The 19,285-nt window shown below is 71.2% G+C and carries 19 protein-coding genes; 10 read left to right on the top strand and 9 right to left on the bottom strand.

Annotated features, from left to right (window positions below):
• The coding region (locus AAG801_RS16005; RefSeq protein WP_341889257.1) for a toll/interleukin-1 receptor domain-containing protein at window positions 1-487 on the bottom strand (487 nt) is incomplete at its 3' end.
• Between the two features lie 131 nt (window positions 488-618).
• Here AAG801_RS16005 and AAG801_RS16000 point away from each other — a divergent pair.
• From AAG801_RS16000 to AAG801_RS15990, 3 genes are all read left to right on the top strand, one after another.
• Window positions 619-1,530: a DUF808 domain-containing protein gene (locus AAG801_RS16000; RefSeq protein WP_341889256.1), complete on the top strand. Its 912-nt coding sequence runs from the start codon at window positions 619-621 to the stop codon at window positions 1,528-1,530.
• A gap of 103 nt (window positions 1,531-1,633) precedes the next feature.
• Entirely contained in the window at window positions 1,634-2,233 is a 600-nt protein-coding gene (locus AAG801_RS15995) for a chalcone isomerase family protein (RefSeq protein ID WP_341889255.1), read from the top strand.
• Window positions 2,234-2,293: 60 nt separating this feature from the next.
• A complete protein-coding gene (locus AAG801_RS15990; RefSeq protein WP_341889254.1) occupies window positions 2,294-2,590 on the top strand; it encodes a flagellar basal body protein in 297 nt (98 codons plus the stop codon).
• Between the two features lie 22 nt (window positions 2,591-2,612).
• Here AAG801_RS15990 and AAG801_RS15985 read toward each other — a convergent pair whose 3' ends face one another.
• The 4 genes from AAG801_RS15985 to AAG801_RS15970 form a co-directional block, all read right to left on the bottom strand.
• Window positions 2,613-3,260 carry a cold shock and DUF1294 domain-containing protein gene (locus AAG801_RS15985; RefSeq protein WP_341889253.1) on the bottom strand — a complete coding sequence of 216 codons (648 nt, stop codon included), beginning with the start codon at window positions 3,258-3,260 and terminating at the stop codon, window positions 2,613-2,615.
• Window positions 3,261-3,698, bottom strand: a complete 438-nt coding sequence (locus AAG801_RS15980; RefSeq protein ID WP_341889252.1) for an FKBP-type peptidyl-prolyl cis-trans isomerase — start codon at window positions 3,696-3,698, stop codon at window positions 3,261-3,263.
• Between the two features lie 79 nt (window positions 3,699-3,777).
• Window positions 3,778-4,479, bottom strand: coding sequence for a DUF2726 domain-containing protein (locus AAG801_RS15975; protein WP_341889251.1), 702 nt, complete (start codon window positions 4,477-4,479; stop codon window positions 3,778-3,780).
• A 105-nt stretch (window positions 4,480-4,584) separates the two neighbouring features.
• Complete coding sequence (locus tag AAG801_RS15970) at window positions 4,585-5,091, bottom strand: DUF3016 domain-containing protein (RefSeq protein ID WP_341889250.1); 507 nt, start codon at window positions 5,089-5,091, stop codon at window positions 4,585-4,587.
• A gap of 105 nt (window positions 5,092-5,196) precedes the next feature.
• On the opposite strand from AAG801_RS15970, the gene AAG801_RS15965 reads away from it, so the two are divergent.
• Together AAG801_RS15965 and AAG801_RS15960 are read left to right on the top strand one after the other, a co-directional pair.
• Window positions 5,197-5,760, top strand: a complete 564-nt coding sequence (locus AAG801_RS15965; protein ID WP_341889249.1) for a hypothetical protein — start codon at window positions 5,197-5,199, stop codon at window positions 5,758-5,760.
• Between the two features lie 48 nt (window positions 5,761-5,808).
• Window positions 5,809-6,957 (top strand): tetratricopeptide repeat protein, encoded by a 1,149-nt coding sequence (locus AAG801_RS15960; RefSeq protein WP_341889248.1) that lies wholly within the window; start codon window positions 5,809-5,811, stop codon window positions 6,955-6,957.
• A 6-nt stretch (window positions 6,958-6,963) separates the two neighbouring features.
• Here the strand turns inward: AAG801_RS15960 and AAG801_RS15955 are convergent, their stop codons facing one another.
• Window positions 6,964-8,994 carry a S9 family peptidase gene (locus AAG801_RS15955; protein WP_341889247.1) on the bottom strand — a complete coding sequence of 677 codons (2,031 nt, stop codon included), beginning with the start codon at window positions 8,992-8,994 and terminating at the stop codon, window positions 6,964-6,966.
• A 38-nt stretch (window positions 8,995-9,032) separates the two neighbouring features.
• On the opposite strand from AAG801_RS15955, the gene AAG801_RS15950 reads away from it, so the two are divergent.
• Window positions 9,033-9,845, top strand: coding sequence for a cobalamin-binding protein (locus AAG801_RS15950; protein WP_341889246.1), 813 nt, complete (start codon window positions 9,033-9,035; stop codon window positions 9,843-9,845).
• Here the strand turns inward: AAG801_RS15950 and AAG801_RS15945 are convergent.
• The 3 genes from AAG801_RS15945 to AAG801_RS15935 all read right to left on the bottom strand — a co-directional run bounded on the left by AAG801_RS15945 (window position 9,833) and on the right by AAG801_RS15935 (window position 13,597).
• On the bottom strand, window positions 9,833-11,194 hold the full coding sequence (locus AAG801_RS15945) for a 3-deoxy-7-phosphoheptulonate synthase class II (RefSeq protein WP_341889245.1): 1,362 nt from the start codon (window positions 11,192-11,194) through the stop codon (window positions 9,833-9,835). The two genes, AAG801_RS15950 and AAG801_RS15945, sit on opposite strands and share 13 nt — an antisense overlap.
• A gap of 71 nt (window positions 11,195-11,265) precedes the next feature.
• The gene (locus AAG801_RS15940) at window positions 11,266-12,123 is read right to left on the bottom strand and encodes a metal-dependent hydrolase (protein WP_341889244.1); all 858 of its coding nucleotides are present in this window, start codon (window positions 12,121-12,123) and stop codon (window positions 11,266-11,268) included.
• A gap of 115 nt (window positions 12,124-12,238) precedes the next feature.
• Entirely contained in the window at window positions 12,239-13,597 is a 1,359-nt protein-coding gene (locus tag AAG801_RS15935) for an MFS transporter (RefSeq protein ID WP_341889243.1), read from the bottom strand.
• A 62-nt stretch (window positions 13,598-13,659) separates the two neighbouring features.
• Between AAG801_RS15935 and soxR the strand changes: the two genes are divergently transcribed.
• Genes soxR through AAG801_RS15915 form a run of 4 tightly spaced genes read left to right on the top strand, consistent with a single transcriptional unit; the run spans window position 13,660 to window position 19,248 of the window.
• Window positions 13,660-14,127, top strand: coding sequence for a redox-sensitive transcriptional activator SoxR (gene soxR, locus AAG801_RS15930; RefSeq protein WP_341889242.1), 468 nt, complete (start codon window positions 13,660-13,662; stop codon window positions 14,125-14,127).
• A 32-nt stretch (window positions 14,128-14,159) separates the two neighbouring features.
• A complete protein-coding gene (locus AAG801_RS15925; protein WP_341889241.1) occupies window positions 14,160-16,283 on the top strand; it encodes an AAA family ATPase in 2,124 nt (707 codons plus the stop codon).
• On the top strand, window positions 16,280-17,113 hold the full coding sequence (locus tag AAG801_RS15920) for a hypothetical protein (protein WP_341889240.1): 834 nt from the start codon (window positions 16,280-16,282) through the stop codon (window positions 17,111-17,113). The genes AAG801_RS15925 and AAG801_RS15920 overlap by 4 nt, the downstream gene beginning before the upstream one ends.
• 20 nt (window positions 17,114-17,133) lie before the next feature.
• Window positions 17,134-19,248, top strand: a complete 2,115-nt coding sequence (locus AAG801_RS15915; RefSeq protein WP_341889239.1) for a hypothetical protein — start codon at window positions 17,134-17,136, stop codon at window positions 19,246-19,248.
• Window positions 19,249-19,285: the final 37 nt, after the last annotated feature.

Here is a 19,285-nt window from a genome sequence, read left to right as displayed (position 1 = left end):
GCTGCTCCTGCGTGTGCTGGTAGCCCAGCAGCGCGGCCGCCGCGGCCAGCAGCAGCACGGCAACGGCGCCGATCCACACCCGTGCCGGCACGCCGCGGCGCATGCGATCGATCGCCGCCACCGTCTCGGCGACGAGATCGCCCTTCGGTTGCAGCAGCGTCACCGAGCGCAGGTAGGGCGGGATGGTCTCCAGCGGCGTCGGCGCGACCAGCACCGGCAGCACACGCCCGCCGGGGGCGCGCCAGCGGCGCTGCGCGATGTCGAGCTCGGTCAGCGCGTAGCTGCCGGGTGTGACCGCGCGCGGCGTGATGAAGAACACAAACGCATCGGCGCGCTCGATCGCCTCGCGCAGCGCCTCGTGGTAGGGCTCGCCCTCCTTCAGCTCGGCGCGGTCAGTGAACACCTCGTGGTCCTCGGCTTCGAGCGCGAGGCGCAGGCGTTCGGCGAGATCCTTCTGGTCGGACGGGTAGGAGATGAAGAGTTTCACGGGGCGGGTTCGGGAGCGCGGCCGATTGTTGTGCCGAACCGGCAGCGCTGCAATGCACTGCGGCTACGATGCGCGCTGCCGGCGATGCCGCCCATCCCTACCCCTTGCCACCCGGACGCCGGGACACGCCCATGGCCAGCAGCCTCCTTGCCTTGCTCGACGACATCGCCACCGTTCTCGACGACGTGGCCATCCTCTCCAAGGTCGCGGCGAAGAAGACCGCCGGTGTGCTTGGCGACGACCTGGCGCTGAATGCGCAACAGGTTGCCGGCGTGCGCGCCGATCGCGAGCTGCCGGTGGTTTGGGCGGTGGCCAAGGGCTCGCTGAAGAACAAGCTGATCCTGGTGCCGGCGGCGCTGGCGATCAGCGCGTTTGCGCCGATGCTGGTCACGCCGCTGCTGATGGTCGGCGGCGCGTTCCTGTGCTTCGAGGGCTTCGAGAAACTCGCCCACAAGTTCCTCCACAGTGCCGCGGAGGATGTGGCGCACGAGCAGGAACTGGCGCGCGCGCTGACCGATCCGGCGGTCGATCTGGTCGCCCTCGAGCGCGACAAGATCAAGGGTGCGGTGCGCACCGACTTCATCCTCTCCGCCGAGATCATCGCCATCACGCTCGGCACGGTGACGGCGGCGCCGTTCTCCACGCAAGCCACCGTGGTGGCCGGCATCGCGCTGGTGATGACGGTGGGGGTGTATGGCGTGGTGGCGGGCATCGTCAAGCTCGACGACGCCGGACTGTGGCTGAGCCGGCGCGACGGAAGCGCCGCGCAGGCGCTCGGCCGCGGCATCCTGCGTGCCGCGCCGTGGCTGATGAAGGGCCTGTCGATTGCCGGCACCGCCGCGATGTTCCTCGTCGGCGGCGGCATCCTGGTGCACGGCATCGGCCCGTTGCACCATGCGGTGCAGGCGTGGACGGCAGGCTTCGGAGGTGTCGCCGCCGCCTTGCTGCCGACGCTGGCCGATGCTCTGGTGGGCATCGTCGCCGGCGCGCTGGTGCTGGGTGCGGTGACGCTGATTCAGCGACTGCGCGGCCGCCCTGCGTGAATTTCGCCACGGCTCGCCGGGCGGCGGCAGGCGCACCGGTGCTGCGGCGGAATAATGCGGGTACCGGCATCTGCCGAGCAGAAGAACACAGGAGGGGCACCCCATGATCCGCACCCGTGCAACCGTGTCGTCGCGCCTGGCCGCCGTGCTGGTCGCCCTCGGCCTCGCCGCAGGCGCCGCCCTGGCCGCACCCACGGCGACGAAGTTCGATCCCACGCTCGACGTGCAGGGCACGAAGCTGCAGCTCAACGGTGCCGGCACGCGCTTTCGCGCCATCTTCAAGGTCTACGACATGGGCCTGTACACCACGAAGAAGGTGTCCAGCCCTGCCGAACTGCTCGCCTTGCCCGGCCCCAAGCGGCTGCAGTTCACCGCTTTGCGCGAACTGCCGGGCACCGACCTGGGACGACTGTTCCTCAAGGGCATGGGCGAGAACTCGTCGAAGGAGGCGGTGCAGCGCCACGCGCTGTCCAGCGCGCGGCTGATCGAGGTGTTCTCCGGCCGTTCGAAGATGCTGCCCGGCGAGTCGTTCGCGATGGAGTTCATGCCCGGCAAGGGCACGACCTTCTACATCCTGGGCAAGCCGCAGGGCGCGCCGGTCGGCGACGACGAGTTCTTCGGCATGGTCATGAAGATCTGGGTCGGCGAGTCGCCTGCCGACGGGCAGCTGCGTGACGCATTGCTCGGCCTCGACAAGGAATAGCGCCTCCGCAGGCTCAAGTTCGCGCCGGCGCGGCCGAAGACAGCGTCGAAGGAGCCCGCCATGAGCACGATCTCGACCGCCCTGTCGGGCATGAACGCCGCGTCCATGCACATCGGCACCTCGGCGCACAACATCGCCAACGCGATGACGCCGGGTTTCCGCCGTCAGCAGGTACAGCAGAGTGCCGAGCCGCAGGGCGGCGTGCGCACCACGATCACCACCGCGGAGCGTCCCGGCGATGCGCTCGCCGAGGACATCGTCGGCCAGATGGCGGCCAGCGTCGTCTACCGTGCCAATGCGCAGACGCTGCGCACGCAGCGCGATCTCGCGGGCACGCTGCTCGACGTGATGGCTTGAGGGCCGACGGTCCGGGCGCCGCTCAGCGCGCCGGCGTGCTGTACAGCCACAGCGCCAGCAGCACCCAGTGAAGGGCCACGGTGGCCCAGTAGACCTGCCGGAACGATTCCTTCGCCGACTTGTGGCGCAGCAGGCGCTGCGCGAGCCAGGCACCGGGCCAGCCACCCAGCAGCGAGGCCGCGTGCAAGGTGTTCTCGGGCGTGCGCCAGGCATTGCGCTGGGCGGCGAACTTGTCGCGCCAGTACAGGTAGAAGGTCAGCACGCTGAGCAGCGGCGCGGCCAGCGCCACGGGCACCTGCAGGCGTTGCGTCCACGCCGCCCAGACGAGGGCGGCGGCATAGGCAGGCACCAGCAGCAGCATGGCGCGCATCTCGGCGGCGACGTGCGGTGGCGGCGGTGGGCGCTTGCCGCCGTGCGCACGGCGGCTGCTCTCGGGCGGCGGCGCGCGGCGCGGGTCGACGTAGTCGAGCGGCATCACGGCCATCGCACGCGGGCCCTTGCCGCCGACGTGGATCTCCTCGTAGCGCACCTCCAGGCCTTCCGACGGCGTGGTGTTGCCGCCGCGGAAGTCGCGGATGTGGAAGAACACGTCGGACTCGGTGCCGGGGCCGCGCACGAACCCGAAGCCGCGGTCGGCCTCCCAGCGGACGATGGTGCCTTGCTTGTTCATTCAGCGCCCGCCGATGCCGAGCAGCTCGACCTCGAACAGCAGCGTCGCGTTCGGCGGGATCACACCGCCGGCGCCGCGTTCGCCGTAGGCCAGCGCACTCGGGCAGGTCAGCCGGGCCTTGCCGCCGACCTTCATGCGCTGCACGCCCTCGGTCCAGCAGACGATCACGCGGTCGAGCGGGAAGCTGGCCGGCTGGCCGCGCTGGTAGGAGCTGTCGAACTCGCGTCCGTCGGTGAAGGTGCCGCGATAGTGCACCTTGACGACATCGCTGGCCTTGGGACTGTCGCCGCTGCCTTCGTGCAGCGAGCGGTAGATCAGGCCGCTGGCCGTGACCACCGTGCCGGGTTCCTGGGCGGCCGGGCGGGGCGCATCGGGGACAGCGCACGCCGACAAGGCGGCAGCGATGAACGGCAAGGCGGCGAGCGGGCTGCGGGTCACGGGTTTTCTTTTCGGCGGCGTCATGAGCGCCGATCGTAGCCAGCCCGCCGCCCGGCCGCTGTAGCCGGATGTTGCCGGCTCAGCCGCGGCCGGCGCTGCGTGGCGTGAGGGCGTCGAGGTCGTCGAAGTAGTCCGACGACACCGGATCGAACTGCGGGCCGGCCATGGCGGCCTCGTCGCCCTCCGCGAGCACCTCGACCATCTCGGGCACCGGCAGCATGCGCCGGCCTCCAGGGCCGATGAACTCTTCCTCCTCGGCCAGTGCGCCCTGGTCGCGGAACAGGGCGCGCACTTCGGAGGCGCTCGGCAGGGCGTCCGCGTTCCAGTGCAGCACACGGATGCCGGCGGTCTCGAGCACCTGCGTCATGCGGTCGTGACGCCGCGTGCTGCGTGGCGACTGGCCGGCCGTGCGCACATCGACCACGGCGACGACGCGCGAACTCTTGTCACACACCAGCAAGTCGACCGTCAGGCGGCCGACGCGGGTCAGCCAGTCGCTGTACGAATGGCGGGTGGGCACGCTGATGAAGCGCGCCAGCGGCACCTGGGCCAGCACCAGCCGGCCCGGCAGTGCCTTGCGCACCAGATCGTAGGCCTGGCGCTCGGGCAAGGTGAGCACACGCACCGCCTGCGGCGTCCACGACTGCACGGTATCCAGCGACTCCGCGGGCGGCTTGCGCGCGCCGCCGCGACCACTGCGGCGGCGCTGCCACAGCCAGGCGAGCAGCAGCGCCGAGATCGTCAGCGCTGCGATGAAGTTGATCAGGTCGGACGTGGCCACGGCGGTTGACGGCAGAGCGGAAATGGGCAAAGCGTACCGGCGACCACGCCGTGGCAGTCGATCGAACAACGGGAAGATTTCACGCCTTCCCGCGCGCTTGCGGCCTCAGCGGGTGGCAGCCGGCGCGCTGGCGATGCGCGCCTCGAACCAGTGATCGAGAAGTGACTTCTCGTGACGAAGCGGGTCACCGCCGTCGCTGTTGCGCGCGTCGCCCACGCGCGGCAGGCTGGCGTCGAACAGCGTCTCGCGGCCCGAGGCGAGCACCTGCGAGGCATCGCTGAGCGTGTAGCGCAGTTCAATGTGCGGGCCGTCGGCACGGCCGGTGACCACGCGCAGGTCCTGCGCGGTTCGGCGCGAGGGGCGCAGCGTGCCGGTCAGGTCGAGATCGACCAGTTCGACGCTCAGCCGGCTGCCCTCGACCAGCCGGCGTTCGCCCAGGCGCTTCAGGTGCCCGGCCAGCGCGGCCAGGTGGCGCTCGCGTTCGGCCGGCGTGGTGCCGGCGTCGGTGAAGGTGGCGCGGGCGTCGTAGTTCACCTCGACGCTGCCGGCGTGGGCGCAAGGCGCCAGCGCGGCGGCCAGGGTGATCAGCAGCGGGCGGAGGTCGGGGTACATGGCAGTCCTCGCAATCGGGAGTATTTCGTGGATGCGACCGGATCGGCGCAACGGGCGCGGCCCAAAGCATGGCACGCTCGCACCTGTCGAATCGTCCTCCTGACCATGCCCGCCCGCAAGCCCACCGCCGACGACGCCCGCCGCCCCGCAAAGGGGCGCTGGAGCGACCTGCTGAAGCGGCCGCTCAAGCTCGAGCGCCGTGATGGCCAGATTCACGTGGTGCTCGGCGACAGGCCGGCCGAGCCGCCGCCGCCGCCTTCGGCCGGCGAGGCGCTGCGCCACGGGCACGAGGCGCTACGCAGCCTGCTGCGCCGCCATCCCGAGGCGCGCCACCTGATGCGTCACCTCGGCTACGTCGAGCAGATGATCGGCCGCTTCGGTTCGCGCGCGCTCAAGCGCGAGGTGCCGGCGCCGGTGCTGGCCAAGGCGCTCGAGCAGCTCGATCTGCTCTCGCGCGACGAGCCCTCGGCGCCGATCGCGGATTTGCGCGCGCTCATCGCCGCGGCGGTCGATATCCGTGGCTCCACTCCGGCCCAGGACGAAGACACCGAGACACGCCCCGGTAGCCTGGAGGTGACCGAAGCCTCGCACTCGCTGTTCGACGAGATGGAGCGCAGCTGGACCGGGCAGATCCCGCCGGCCGGCGGCAAACCCGCCGACCACGGCTGAGTGGAGTAAGGTATCCGGGTGGCGCGCCGGGTGCGCGCGGAGAGCCTGATGAAGCGCCTGCTGCTCCTGCTCGTTGCCCTGATCCTGTCGGCCTGCGCCACCGCGCCGGGCGCGCCGACACCGACGATGTTCGACGACAGCCTGTTCGCGCCGCCCGCGGAGCCGGCCGACGCCTCGAGCCTGTTCGCGCCATCGGCGCAGATGAAGCATTACCTCGAGGTGGAACTGGCAGCGGCGATCCGCCACAAGGGCCCGCGCGCGGCGCTGGTCGATGCCTTGTACCGCCGCGACCGGCTGCGCCTCGAGTACGACGCGGCGACGACGCGCAACGCCGCCGACACCTTCGCCGCGCGCAGCGGCAACTGCCTCTCGCTGGTGATCATGACCACGGCGCTGGCGCGCCAGCTCGGCATGCCGGTGCAGTACCACCACGTGTTCGTCGAGGAGACCTGGGGGCGCAGCGGCGACCTGCTGGTCTCCAGCGGCCATGTCAACGTGACGCTGGCCAATCCGCTGGCCGAGCGCCGCGCCCGCTTCGACCTCGTCGATGCCGCCGCGATCGACTTCGACCCGCCGGCGCCGGGCCAGCGCCAGTACTCGCGCGTGATCGGCGAATCGACGGTGGTGGCCATGTTCATGAACAACCGCGCCGCCGAGAACCTGGCGGCCGGGCGCGTCGACGATGCCTACTGGTGGGCGCGTGCGGCCATCGAAGCCGAGCCGACCTTCCTTTCCTCGCACAACACGCTGGCGGTGGTGTACCTCAGGCGCGGGGCGTTGGCACAGGCGCAGCGCGTGCTCGAACGGCTGCTCGAGGTCGAGCCGGCCAACGCTGCAGCCCTGTCCAATCTCGCCAGAGCCTACACGGCGCAGGGCCGCAGCGGCGAGGCGACGGCCGTGCAGCAGCGGCTCGCGCGTATCGAAGCGGTGCCGCCGTTCCACTACTTCCAGGCCGGGGTCGAGGCCTTGGAGCGGCACGACTACGCACTGGCGCGCCAGCTGTTCGAGAAGGAGGTGGCGCGCGCCGCCTACCACCACGAGTTTCACTTCGGCCTGGCGGTCGCACTGATGGGGCTCGGCGAGGTCGAACCGGCGCGGCGGCATCTCGCGCTGGCGATGAGCGCGAGCACCCGCGTGGCCGACCGCGAGCTCTACGCCGGCAAGCTCGAGCGCATCAAGTCACGGCGCCTGCAGTAGGCCGGCTCACGCCAGCCGCCATTGCGCCAGCATGAAGGCCAGCACCTCGGCACGTTCGGCCAGCGCGTCGTAGCGGCCCGAGGCGCCGCCGTGGCCGGCGTCCATGTTGACCGACAGCAGCACCGGCCGGTCGTCGGTCTTCAGCGTGCGCAGCCGCGCGGCGTACTTGGCGGCCTCCCAGTAGGGCACCTGGCTGTCATGCAGGCCGGCACGCAGGTAGAACGCCGGGTAGGCGGCCACGCGCAGGTTGTCATAGGGCGAGTAGCGGCGCATCGTCTCGTAGTCCTCGCGCCGCTTCGGGTTGCCCCACTCGAGGAACTCGCCGACCGTCAGCGGCAGGCTCTCGTCGAGCATGGTGTTGATCACGTCGACGAAAGGCACTTCGGCCACCACGGCGAGGAACAGCTCCGGCCGCAGGTTGGCCGCCGCCGCCACCAGCAGGCCGCCGGCGCTGCCGCCCTCGACGATCAGCTGCTGCGGCGTGGTCCAGCCGGTGTCGACCAGCGCCTGCGCGCAGGCCACGAAGTCGGCGAAGCTGTTGGCCTTCTTCGCCAGCTTGCCTTCGTCGTACCAGAGCCGGCCGCGGTCGCCGCCGCCGCGCACGTGGGCGATGGCAAAGACCACGCCGCGGTCGAGCAGCGACAGCCGCGAAGACGAGAAGTACGGGTCGGTCGGGATGCCGTAGGCGCCATAGCCGTACATCAAGAGCGGCTGCGGCCGGCCCTGGCGAAGGTCGCGCCGCCACACCAGCGACACCGGCACCTCGGTGCCGTCATCGGCGCGCGCCATGATCTGCGTGCTGTCGTACAGCGCCGGGTCGTAGCCGCCGAGCACGGCCTGGCGCTTCTTCAGCGTGCGCTCGCCCGTGCGCATGTCGATGTCGTAGACCGAGTGCGGCGTCACCATCGAGGTGTAGCCGACGCGGTAGACGTCGCTGGCGAACTCCTCGTTGATCTCGCCGCCGGCGGCGTAGACCGTCTCATCGAAGGCGATGTGCCAGTCGCGGCCGGTCACCAACTCGAACACCCTCAGCTTCTGCACGCCGCGGTCGCGCTCCTGCACGACCATCCAGCGCTCGAACAGGTCGACGTCCTCCAGCATCACGTCGTCGCGGTGCGCGATCCACTCGTGAGCGTCGGCCAGCGAGGACTGCTGCGCCGAGGTCTCGACGAGGCGGAAGTTGCGGCCTGTGTCGTTGACCAGCAGGAAGAAGCGGCCATGCCGGTGGTCGAGCGACATCTCGATGCCGTCGCGGCGCGGCAGCACGATGCGCGGCGCGGCGGCCGGATCGTCGGCATCGATGACCTGCAGTTCCGTGGTGTCCTTGCTCGCCGAGGAGACCACGACGTAACGATCGTCGCGGGTCTTGCCGAGGTCGAGCCAGAACAGCTCGTCGTGTTCCTCGAACAGCAACTCGTCGGGCGCATCCGCACCGAGCCGATGGCGCCAGACGCGGTGCGTGCGCCTCGCCTCGTCCTTGCTCAGGTAGTAGAGCGTGCGGCTGTCGTTGCCCCAGGCGGCGCCCTCGGTCTTCTCGATCGCCAGCGGCAGGTCCTGCCCGGTGGCCAGGTCACGCACGCGCAGCGTGTAGTCGAGCGAGCCGTTCTCGTCGAGCGCGTAGGCGAGCAGCCGGGCATCGGGGCTGACCTCGAGGGCGCCGAGCTGCAGGAAGGGCTTGTCCTGCGCCAGCGCGTTCAGGTCCAGCATCACCTCTTCGACGCCGCCAGGCTCGTCACGCCGGCGCAGCCAGGTCTCGTACTGGCGGCCCTTGAAGGTGCGGCTCCAATGCCACCAGCCGTTCTTGCGCCAGGGTACGTCGTCGTCGTCTTCCTGGATGCGCGCCAGCATCTCGTCGTAGAGCCTCGTCTTCAGGCCTTGCAGCGGCGCGAACCAGGCGGCGGTGTGGGCGTTCTCGGCATGCAGGTGGGCGATGACCTCGGGGTCGTCGCGCTCGCGCAGCCAGTGCCAGTCGTCGATGCGCGTCTCGCCGTGCAGCGAGACGTCGCGGGGCTTGCGCGCGGGGATCGGGGGCGTCATACCTCGTGAGCATACGCGGCGTCGTATCCTCCCGGCCCATGTCCGACACGCGCATCGGCCCACAACGCATCGTCTGCCTCACCGAGGAGACCACCGAGTGGCTCTACCTGCTCGGCGAGCAGGACCGCATCGTCGGCATCTCCGGCTACACCGTGCGGCCGCGCCGTGCGCGCCAGGAGAAGCCGCGGGTCTCGGCCTTCCTCGACGGCAAGATCGATCGCATCGTCGAACTGCAGCCCGACCTGGTGATCGGCTTCTCCGACATGCAGGCGGCGCTGGCCGACAAGCTGATCCGTGCCGGCCTCGCTGTGCTGGTCACCAACCAGCGCAGCGTGGCCGAGATCTTCGCGGCCTTGCGCCTGGTCGCCGGCCTCGTCGGGCGCGCGAGCGAGGCCGAGGCGTGGATCGCCGCCTGCCAGCAGCGGCATGGCGAGATCGCCGCCGCCGCCGCGTACTGGCCGCGCCGCCCGCGGGTCTACTTCGAGGAATGGGACGAGCCGATGATCAGCGCGATCCGCTGGGTCAGCGAGCTGATCGGCATCGCCGGCGGCGACGACGTCTTCCCCGAGCTCGCCGCGCAGTCGCTCGGCCGCGATCGCGTGATCGCCGATCCGCTGGCGCCTGTACGGCGTGCGCCGGAGCTGATCGTCGGCAGCTGGTGCGGCAAGAAGTTCCGCCCCGAGCGGCTCGCCGCGCGGCCCGGCTGGCAGGACGTGCCGGCGGTTCGCGAACGCGAGCTGCACGAGATCAAGAGCTGCGACATCCTGCAGCCCGGCCCGGCGGCGCTGACCGACGGGCTGGAACAGCTGCACCGGCGGTTCGCCGACTGGGCCGCGTGTCAGGCGGCCTGACGCCGGCCGGCCTTGAGCATCTCCGCCACCATGAACGCCAGCTCCAGGCTCTGCGAGCCGTTCAGCCGCGGGTCGCAGGCGCTGCGGTAGCGCTGCGCCAGGCTTTCGTCGGTGAGCCCTTGCGCGCCGCCGCGGCATTCGGTGACGTCCTGGCCGGTCATCTCGAAGTGCAGGCCGCCGGCCTGGCTGCCTTCGGCGGCGTGCACCGCGAAGAAGTCGCGCACCTCGGTGGCGATGTTGGCGAAGTCGCGTGTCTTGTAGCCGTTGCCGCTGGTCACGGTGTTGCCATGCATCGGGTCGCAGCACCACACCGGCGCCCGGCCGGTTGCCTTCACCGCGCGCACCAGCGCCGGCAGCCGCTCGGGCAAGCGGCCCGCGCCCATGCGCGTGATCAGCACCACGCGGCCCGGCTGCTGCTGCGGGTCCAGCCGATCGAGCAGCGGCAGCAGCTCGTCGGCCGTGACCTTCGGCCCCAGCTTGACGCCGATCGGGTTGGCGATGCCGCGCAGGAACTCGACATGCGCTCCGGCTATCTCGCGCGTGCGCTCGCCGATCCACAGCAGGTGGGCCGAGCCGCCGTAGAAGCGGCCGCTGGCCTCGTCGCGGCGGGTCAGCGCTTCCTCGTAGTGCAGGTGCAGCGCCTCGTGCGAGGTCCAGAACTCCACCGCATGCAGCTGCGGCGTGCGCGCCGCGTCGAAGCCGCAGGCCTCCATGAAGGCAAGGCAGTCGGTGATGCGCCCGGCCAGCGCCTCGAAGCGTTCGCCCTGCGGGCTCTGGCGCACGAAGTCGGCGGTCCAGCGGTGCACCTGATGCAGGTCGGCAAAGCCGCCTTGCGCCAGCGCACGCAGCAGGTTCAGCACGGTGGCCGAATGGCTGTAGGCACGCAGCAGGCGCTGCGGGTCGGGCGTGCGCGCCGCGGCGGTGAACTCGCTGCCGTTGACGATGTCGCCGCGGTAGGAGGGCAGCGTGGTGCCGTCGATCGTTTCGACGTCGGACGACCTCGGCTTGGCGAACTGCCCGGCGATGCGCCCGAGCTTGACCACTGGGCAGGCGGCGCCGTAGGTCAGCACCACCGCCATCTGCAGGATGACGCGGAAGGTGCCGGCCACCGTCGCGCCGCCGAGTTCGTCGAAGCTCTCGGCGCAGTCGCCGCCCTGCAGCAGGAAGGCCTCGCCGCGCGCGACGCGGGCCAGGCGCTCGCGCAAGGCATCGGCCTCGCCGGGGAAGATCAGCGGTGGCCAGGCAGCGAGCTGCGCTTCGGCGCCGGCCAGCGCAGCCGCATCGGGATAGGCGGGCAACTGGCGCGCCTTGCGCTGCCGCCACGACGGCGGCGTCCAGGAATCGGTCATCGAAGGTGTTCGCAGGGGGGCGTGGCCGCCCGATGCGGCACTGTAGCCCCTGCGAACGCCGGGCCCGAGCGTCAGAAGCTTGCCTTGCCGCCGGGCTCCAGCGCCAGCACCTGGGTGGGCGCATTGCCGAGTGCGTCGATGTACTCCTTCGGCGTGCCGCGCAGCAGCGGGTTGGTGCCGTAGTGGATCGGGATGGCGTGCTTCGGCTTGAGCATGTCGCGCGTGGCCATCGCCGCCACCTGCGGCGGCATGACGAAGTGGTTGCCGATCGGGATCAGGATCAGGTCCGGCTTGTACAGCTCGCCGATCAGCTTCATGTCGCCGAAGATGCCGGTGTCGCCCATGTGGTAGATGCGAAAGCCGTTCTCCAGCTCGACGATGAAGCCCAGCGGTTCGCCGCCCAGTCGCATCTCATCCTTGCCGGTATCCGGGTTCTTCCAGCGGTACTCGCTGCTGTGCTCGGCATGCGTCGCGATGATGCGGATGCCGCCGTTGGCGCCGAAGGGCAGCACCTCGCCGCCCTTGTTGAAGCGCGGCGCCATGTCCGCCGGCATCACGCCCAGCGTGACCATCGAGTCGGCCAGGCCGGCGGGCGCATAGACCGGCGCCTTGTTCAGTGCGGACAGCGCCGGCGCGTCGGCCATGTGGTCGAAGTGCGCGTGGCTGACGAGGATCAGGTCGACCTTGCCGAGCGCCTCGAGCTTCTTGAACTCGGGAGGCGTCTTCGGGTTGCTCGTCAGCCAGGGGTCGATGACGATCACCTTGCCGCCCGGCGAGGTGATCTTCACCGCCGCCTGGCCGAGCCATTGCACCTCCACCTTGGCGGCCTTGGCGGGCTGCGCAGGCGGGCTCGGCGGGGTGGTGGCGCAGGCGCTCAGCAAGAGGGCGGCAGCCAGTGCCGCGAAGCGGCGGATCAGGGCGGAATGCATGTCGTCTTGACCTCGTCGTGGTGGGGTGGCGCACGTTATCGCAGCGCGCCGACCCCGATGGCAGTCGGGTCAACGCCACGGCGGCCCGGTCGCGGGGGCTGCGTGCGGGCAGCGTTCATCCGAAGGCGCGGCGAGCGTACAGCGCACCGAGGAGCGACAGCGTCAGTGCGAGCAGCAGCACGGTGGCATAGGCGAACGTCCCGCCGCCGAGCGCGAACAGCGCGCCCGCCAGGGCCAGCGCAGCGCTGCTGCACAGCGCATCGGCGAGCTGCAGTGCGGACGCGTTCCGGCCCTGCTCCGCCGGCGCCGACAGGCGCAGCACCAGCACCGACAGCATCGGGAAAGCCAGGCCGATGCCCAGGCCGGCCACGGTCCAGCCGGCCACCACCATCCAGGTCGGCGCGGCGAGCACGACCTGCCATCCGACGATCGTGATGCCGGCGGCCAGCAGCACGAAGCCCAGGCACAGCCCCTGGCGGCGGTGGCTGTCCTCGCGCAGCCGCGCCTGCAGCGCACTGCCGGCGCTCCAGGTCAGCGCCGCGGCGCTCAATGCCATCGCCGCATGGGCGAGGCTCCAGCCCTGCTCGCGCGTCAGGTACAGCGGGATGAACACCTCGCCGGTGGCGAATGCCGCGGCCACCAGGCCGCGCAGGGCGATCACCGCCGGCAGGCCCGAGGCCACGAGCAGGCTGCCGCGCGGCAGCAGGCGGTGTGCCGCCAGCCATGCGATCGACAGGCCGATGGCGAGCAGCGCCATCGCCACGGGCATGGCCTCGCTCTGGCTCGCGCCGTGCAGCAGCAGCGCGCCGGCGGCTGCCAGCGCTGCCCAGGCGACGCGCCGTGGCGAGTGCCCGGCATCGCCACGGCCGGCGTGGACCGGCAGGCGTGCGAAGGCCGGCAGCAGCGCGAGGGCAGCGAGCGGCATCAACGCCGCGACGGCGAGGAACACCGCGCGCCAGCCCCAGGCCTGCACGAGCGCTGCGGCAACGGCCGGCCCGATCAGTGCCGGCAGCACCCAGGCGGCGGCGAACAGCGCGAACAGGCGCGGATGCAGCGCCGCCGGCACGGCCTGCCCCATGCCGACGTACAGCGCCACGCCGAGCATGCCGCCACCCAGCCCCTGCACGATGCGGCCGGCCACCACCCAGCCCATGCGCGGCGCCAGCCCGGCGATCAGCAGGCCGGCGCTGAACAGCGCCAGGCCGGTCACCGTGGCGCGCCAGGCGCCGTGCCGGTCGCAGGATCGCCCGGCCAGCACCATGCCGAGCACCGAGGTGGCCAGCGTGCCGCCGAAGGCGAGTGCGTACAGGCTCACGCCGTCCAGCGCACCGGCGATGGCCGGCATGGCCGCGGCCACGGCGATGGCCTCGAAGGCGAGCAGCGAGACGAGCAGCACGGCGCCGAGGACTTCAGCGCTGCGGGAGCGGGTGAACAGCGCTCCGGTGGCCGCAAGGGGCAGGGCGTTGGCGGTCATGACGGGTGAAGAGGGTGACGGTGCCGGCACAATAGGACCTCAACTTAGGTTGAGGTCAAGGCATGGCTGAACGGAACCCGATGCTCGGCGTCGGCGAGCTCGCCGCGCGCAGCGGCGTGGCCGTCTCCGCGCTGCACTACTACGAATCACGCGGGCTGATCCAGGCCGTGCGCAGCGCCGGCAACCAGCGCCGCTACCCGCGTGCGGCGCTGCGCCGCGTCGCCTTCATCCGCGCCGCACAGCAGCTCGGCATCGGCCTGGCCGAGATCGGCGAGGCGCTGGCGCAGTTGCCGCAGCAGCGCACGCCGACCAAGGCCGACTGGGCGCGGCTGTCGACGCACTGGCGCGCACAGCTCGATGCGCGCATCGCCGCGCTGCAGGCGTTGCGCGACCGGCTCGACGGCTGCATCGGCTGCGGCTGCCTGTCGCTGCGCGCCTGCGCGCTGTACAACCCGCAGGACGAGTGCGGCCTCAAGGGCAGCGGCGCGCAGCGCCTGCCCATCGTCAAGCTGGAGGACGGGCGGGATTGACAGCCCCGCGGGCGCAAGCCTTCAATCGCCCGATGATCCCGATCGAACGAACGCCAGCGCCGACGCTGTTCGCCAGCGAGCCGATGCAACGCGCCTTCGCGCTGGCCGAACAGCACTACCGCACGCCGCACGCGCAGCGCAGCCAGGCCCGTTTCGACTTCGAGTCACATCTGCGGCCGTGGAGCACCGCGCTGATCGAGGCGCTGGTGGTGGCGTCGCGCGGCAAGTGCGCCTATTGCGAGACACCGCTGTCGCAGGCGTCGCCGACGATCAACGCCTTCCGGCCCTACGCGGGTGTCGAGGAGTCCAGCGGCGAGTACCTCGGCGACCACTACTGGCCGCTGGCCTTCGCCTGGGACAACTACCGTGCCAGCTGTCATGTCTGCGCGCGCCACAAGAGCGCGCGCTTTCCGCTGGCAGGCAAGCGTGCGCCGGCCGAGGCGACGGGAGAGGCGCTGAGCGCGGAGCAGCCGCTGCTGATCGACCCCTGCAGCGACGAGCCCGACGCGCACCTCGCCTTCGAGCCCGATGGCCAGGTGCTCGGCCGCACCGATCGTGGCCGCGCCACCATCGAGATCCTGGCACTGAACCGGCAGGAGCTGGTCGCCGGGCGGGCCGCCGAACTGCGCCGCTTCGAGGCCGCGGTCGCTGCCGACCCCGCTGCGGCGACGGGCCTGCTCGATGCCGCGCAGCCCTTCGCGGCCATCAAGCGGCAACTGCATGCGCGGAAGACGACGCCGAGCGCCGTATGGGCCGGCGTGCGCGCATCGGTGAAGACCGCGCGCGTCGCCCAGCAGGCCTTCGAGGACGAACGCGCGCAGGTCTCCACCGAGAAGAAGTCGGGCCTGCAGAACTACCGCGCCCGCGCCCGCTTCATCGAGCGTGTGCAGATCCGCAACTTCCTGTCGATCGAGCGGCTCGAGCTGGACTTCGCAGCTTCCGAGTCGGAGCGTGCGCCGTGTTTCGCGGTGCTGGGCGACAACGCGGTGGGCAAGTCCTCGGTGCTGAAGGCCATCGCGCTGGCGCTCGGCGGGCCGAGTTATGCCGCGCGGCTCGGCGTCGTGCCGCGCGACCTGCTGCGCCACGGCGAGGACGAGGGCAGCGTGAAGGTCTGGATCTCCGGCTTCAAGGAGCCGGCCTCGATGGAGATGCGCCGCCGCGCCAGGCAACTGCGCTTCGGCCAGGCGCAGTCGCGCTCGCTGGTGCTCGGCTACGGCTCCAGCCGGCTGCTGCCGACGGCGCGCCACCGGCCGAAACGCGGCATGAGCCACGCCAAGATCGACAATCTGTTCGACCCCTTCCTGCCGCTGTCCGACGCGCAGGCCTGGCTGCAGGATGCGCCGCCGCCGGTGTTCGAGGAGGCGGCCTTCCGCATCAAGCAACTGCTCGTGCTGCCCGACGAAGCGCAGATCGTGCGCACGCGCGGCAGGAAGGCCGGCGTGTTCGTCGAGTTCAAGCCGCCGGCACGCTCGCGCGCCGAGCCCGAGCGCCAGCCGCTCGCGCGCCTGAGCGACGGCTATCAGTCGATGCTCGGCTTCGCCGCCGACCTGATGGAGATCATGTTCGCGCAGGGCTACACCTCGATGAGTTCGGCGCAGGGCGTGGTGCTGATCGACGAGCTCGGCAACCACCTGCACCCGCGCTGGCGCATGCAGATCGTCGGCCGCCTGCGCACGGCCTTCCCGAACGTGCAGTTCGTCTTCAGCACCCACGACCCGCTGTGCCTGCGCGGCCTGCTCGCCGGCGAGGTGGCCGTGCTCCAGCTCGACGCAAAGCGCCGCGTCTACGCGCTGACCGAGCTGCCGTCGATCACCGGCCTGCGTGTCGACCAGTTGCTGCGCTCCGAGCACTTCGGCCTGGGCAGCACGGTCGACCCTGAGATGCAGCTCGACTACGAGCGCTACCTGGCGCTCAAGCGCATGGTCACGCGCGACGTGGCGCAGAACGCCGAACTCGAGCGCCTCGGGCAGCGGCTGTTCGACGCGCGCGCCCTGGCCGGCTCGCCCCAGGAGCGCGCTGCGCTCGAGTTCATGACCGAGGCGCGCCAGCGTGGCCCGACCGGCGTTGCGCGCAACCTCAGCGCAGCCGGCCTCAATGAAGACGCGAAGGCAGCGCTGCGCGCGCTGTTCGAGCGCTCGGCGAAAGGCCGGCCGTGATCCACGTCGACCGCAGCCCGCCGCCGCCGGCGCTGGTCGATCCCGCAGGCAAGGCGGCGCAGGAGCGGCGCGACAACGACGCGCTGGCCGCTGCCGGGCAGTTCGACAAGATGAAGTTCAAGGCCTACAAGCATCCCTCGGTGATGCCGGCCCTGACCGCGATGTTCCACGGCAAGTGCGCCTACTGCGAAAGCCGCTATGTGGCGCAGCAGCCGGGCGACGTCGAGCACTTCCGGCCGAAGGCGCTGGTGGCGGTGCGCGGTGCCGACGGCAAGGTCGAGCAGCGGCGTGGCTACCACTGGCTGGCTGCCGAGTGGAGCAACCTGCTGCCGTCCTGCGCCGACTGCAACCGGCCGCGCCAGCACGCGGTGCGGCGCGGCCGCGGCAAGCGCGTGCTCGGCAAGGCCAACTGGTTTCCGGTCGAGCCCGAGTCGGCGCGTGCCACCCAGCCGGGCAGCGAGGACACCGAGCCGCGGCTGCTGCTCGACCCCTGCCGCGACGAACCTGCGACGCACCTGGTCTTCGACGAGGACGGCACCGTCGCACCGCGCGTGATCGCTGGCGTGCCCAGTGCGGTCGGCGCGGCGAGCATCGAGTTCTGTGCGCTCGAGCGGCTGGAGCTGGCCCAGGAGCGGCACAAGCGCGGCGTCGAGGTCCGCTACGTGATCGACAACCTGCTCGATGCGCTGGACCGTGGCGACTCGGCGGCGCTGCTGCGCCATGCCGCCCAGCTGCGCACGATGACCGATCCGCAGGCCGAGTACTCGGCCTATGCCAACGCGGTGCTGGCGCGCCACCTGCCCGACCCGCACACCCTGCCCGGCCTGTGAAGGCCCGAGAGGAGACCACGATGCCCGACCCAAGAACCGAAGCGGCCGACAAGCCGCTGTGCGACCTGGTCATGAAAGGCGGCATCACCAGCGGCGTGGTCTACCCGCAGCTGATCGCCGAACTGGCCGACACCTACCGCTTCAAGAACATCGGCGGCACCTCGGCCGGAGCGATCGCCGCGGCCGGCTGCGCCGCGGCGGAGCATGGCCGGCTGACCGGCCAGTGCGCCGATGCCTTTGCCGAGCTGATGAAGCTGCCCGATCAACTCAAGCAGCGCAGCGGCGGCCACTCGATGCTGTTCCACCTGTTCCAGCCGGCGGCGCCGGTGCGCAAGCACTTCGCGGTGCTGGTCAGCATGCTCAACGCCAGCCCGCTGGTGGCCGCAGGGCGTGCGCTGCTGGCGATGGTGCGGCAGTTCTGGGGCATCGCGCTCGTCGGCGTGCTGCTCGCCTTCGTGCTGTTCACACCGGTGGTGATGGTGGCGGCGCCGGCGCTGTCGCTCGCCGCGGCGTCGGGCGTGTCGCTGGCCGTGTTGCTGCTGTGGTGGCTGTGGGCGGCCTATGGGCTGCGCCGGCTCGAGGCGCTGAAGGCCTCGCCGTGGCAGGCGCCGCTGCTGTGGTGGGGCGCCGGGCTGCTGGTCAGCGCGGCGATCCTGCGTGCCGTGGCGCGAGCCGACGGCGGCCTCGAGCTGTGGTGGGCGGTGCTCGCGGGTGGCATCGCGGCGCCACTGACCATCGGCCTCGTGCTGGCGCTGTCGGGCCTGCGCTTCGGTACCACGCTGGTGGCCGGCATGCATGGCAACGGCTACGGGCTGTGCAGCGGGCGCACGGCGGAGCAGGGCGCCGCGCAGCCCGGGCTGACCGACTGGTTGAGCGGCTACTTCGAAGGCCTGGCCGGCCACGACAAGCCGCGGCCGCTGGTGTTCGGCGACCTGTGGGATGCGCCGTTCGAGAACGGCCGCTTCGCCGACGTCGCACCGGCGCAGCGCCGCGTCAACCTCGAGGTGATGACCTCGGCGGTCAGCCAGCAGATGTGCTACGCCATCCCGTTTCGCGGCGACCAGGGCCTGTACTACGATCCGCTCGAGTGGAAGAAGCTGTTTCCTGACCCGGTGATGAAGTGGCTCGACGATGTCTCGGCCGCCGAAATCGCCGAAGCCCGCGCGGCGGGCGAACACACCGAGACCGTCGTCCACGCGGAGAACGGCGAGCGCCGCACCTTGTCGCGGCTGCCCAGCAACGCCAACCTGCCGGTCGTGGTGGCAGTGCGCATGAGCCTGAGCTTCCCGGCGCTGCTGTCGGCCGTGCCGCTGTACGCGGTGGACTTCAGCCGCGGCTTCAACCAGCGCGCCAGGGGCCAGCCGCCGCTGGACACGCTGCGGGCCACGCGCGTGTGGTTCTCCGACGGTGGCATCGCGAGCAACATGCCGCTGCACTTCTTCGACTCACCGCTGCCCGGCCATCCGACCTTCGCGATCAACCTGAAGGCCGAGCATCCCGATCACACCATCAACCCCGAGCTGCCTCCCGGCCAGCAACCGGGGCGCGTCTACCTGCCCGACAGCAACCTCGGCGGCCAGCGCCGCTACTGGCCCGCGCCGGCCGACGGCACGGCGTTCGGCGGGCTGGTCGGCTTCGTCTTCAGCATCGTCGACACGATGCAGAACTGGCGCGACGAGATCCAGTTCCCCTACCCGGGCTACCGCGACCGCATCGTGCAGATCAGCCAGCTGAAGGACGAGGGCGGCCTGAACCTCGACATGCCGGACCGCAACATCGAGAACCTCAGCGCGGCCGGGCGCGTCGCCGCGCAGCAGCTGCGCGAACGCTTCCATGCGCCGCCCGGGCAGATGAGCGAAGGCTGGCGCAACCACCGGCGGCAGCGGCTGCGCATCCTGCTCGGGGTGTTCGAGCGGATGGCCAAGGACCTGGGCCGTGCGATGGCCGCCGGCCGCTGGGACGAGGCGCTGGAAGACATCCCGGCGCACGACTACAGCGCCGCGCACAAGGCGCTGGCGGTCGAGTGCATGCAACGCATCGACGAGCTGTCGCAACTCCTGCACGACGAGGAGCCGTCGCTCGAGGTGCGCGCGCCCAGGCCACGCGCCTCGATGCGCATCGCGCCGCGCATCTGAGGCCAGGCGGCGTGGTGCCTGGCCGCGCCGCGCTCAA

Source organism: Variovorax sp. YR752 (genome assembly GCF_943372545.1).
Note: the sequence above shows the minus strand (reverse complement) of the source record. Positions and strands in the feature narration are given on the sequence as shown.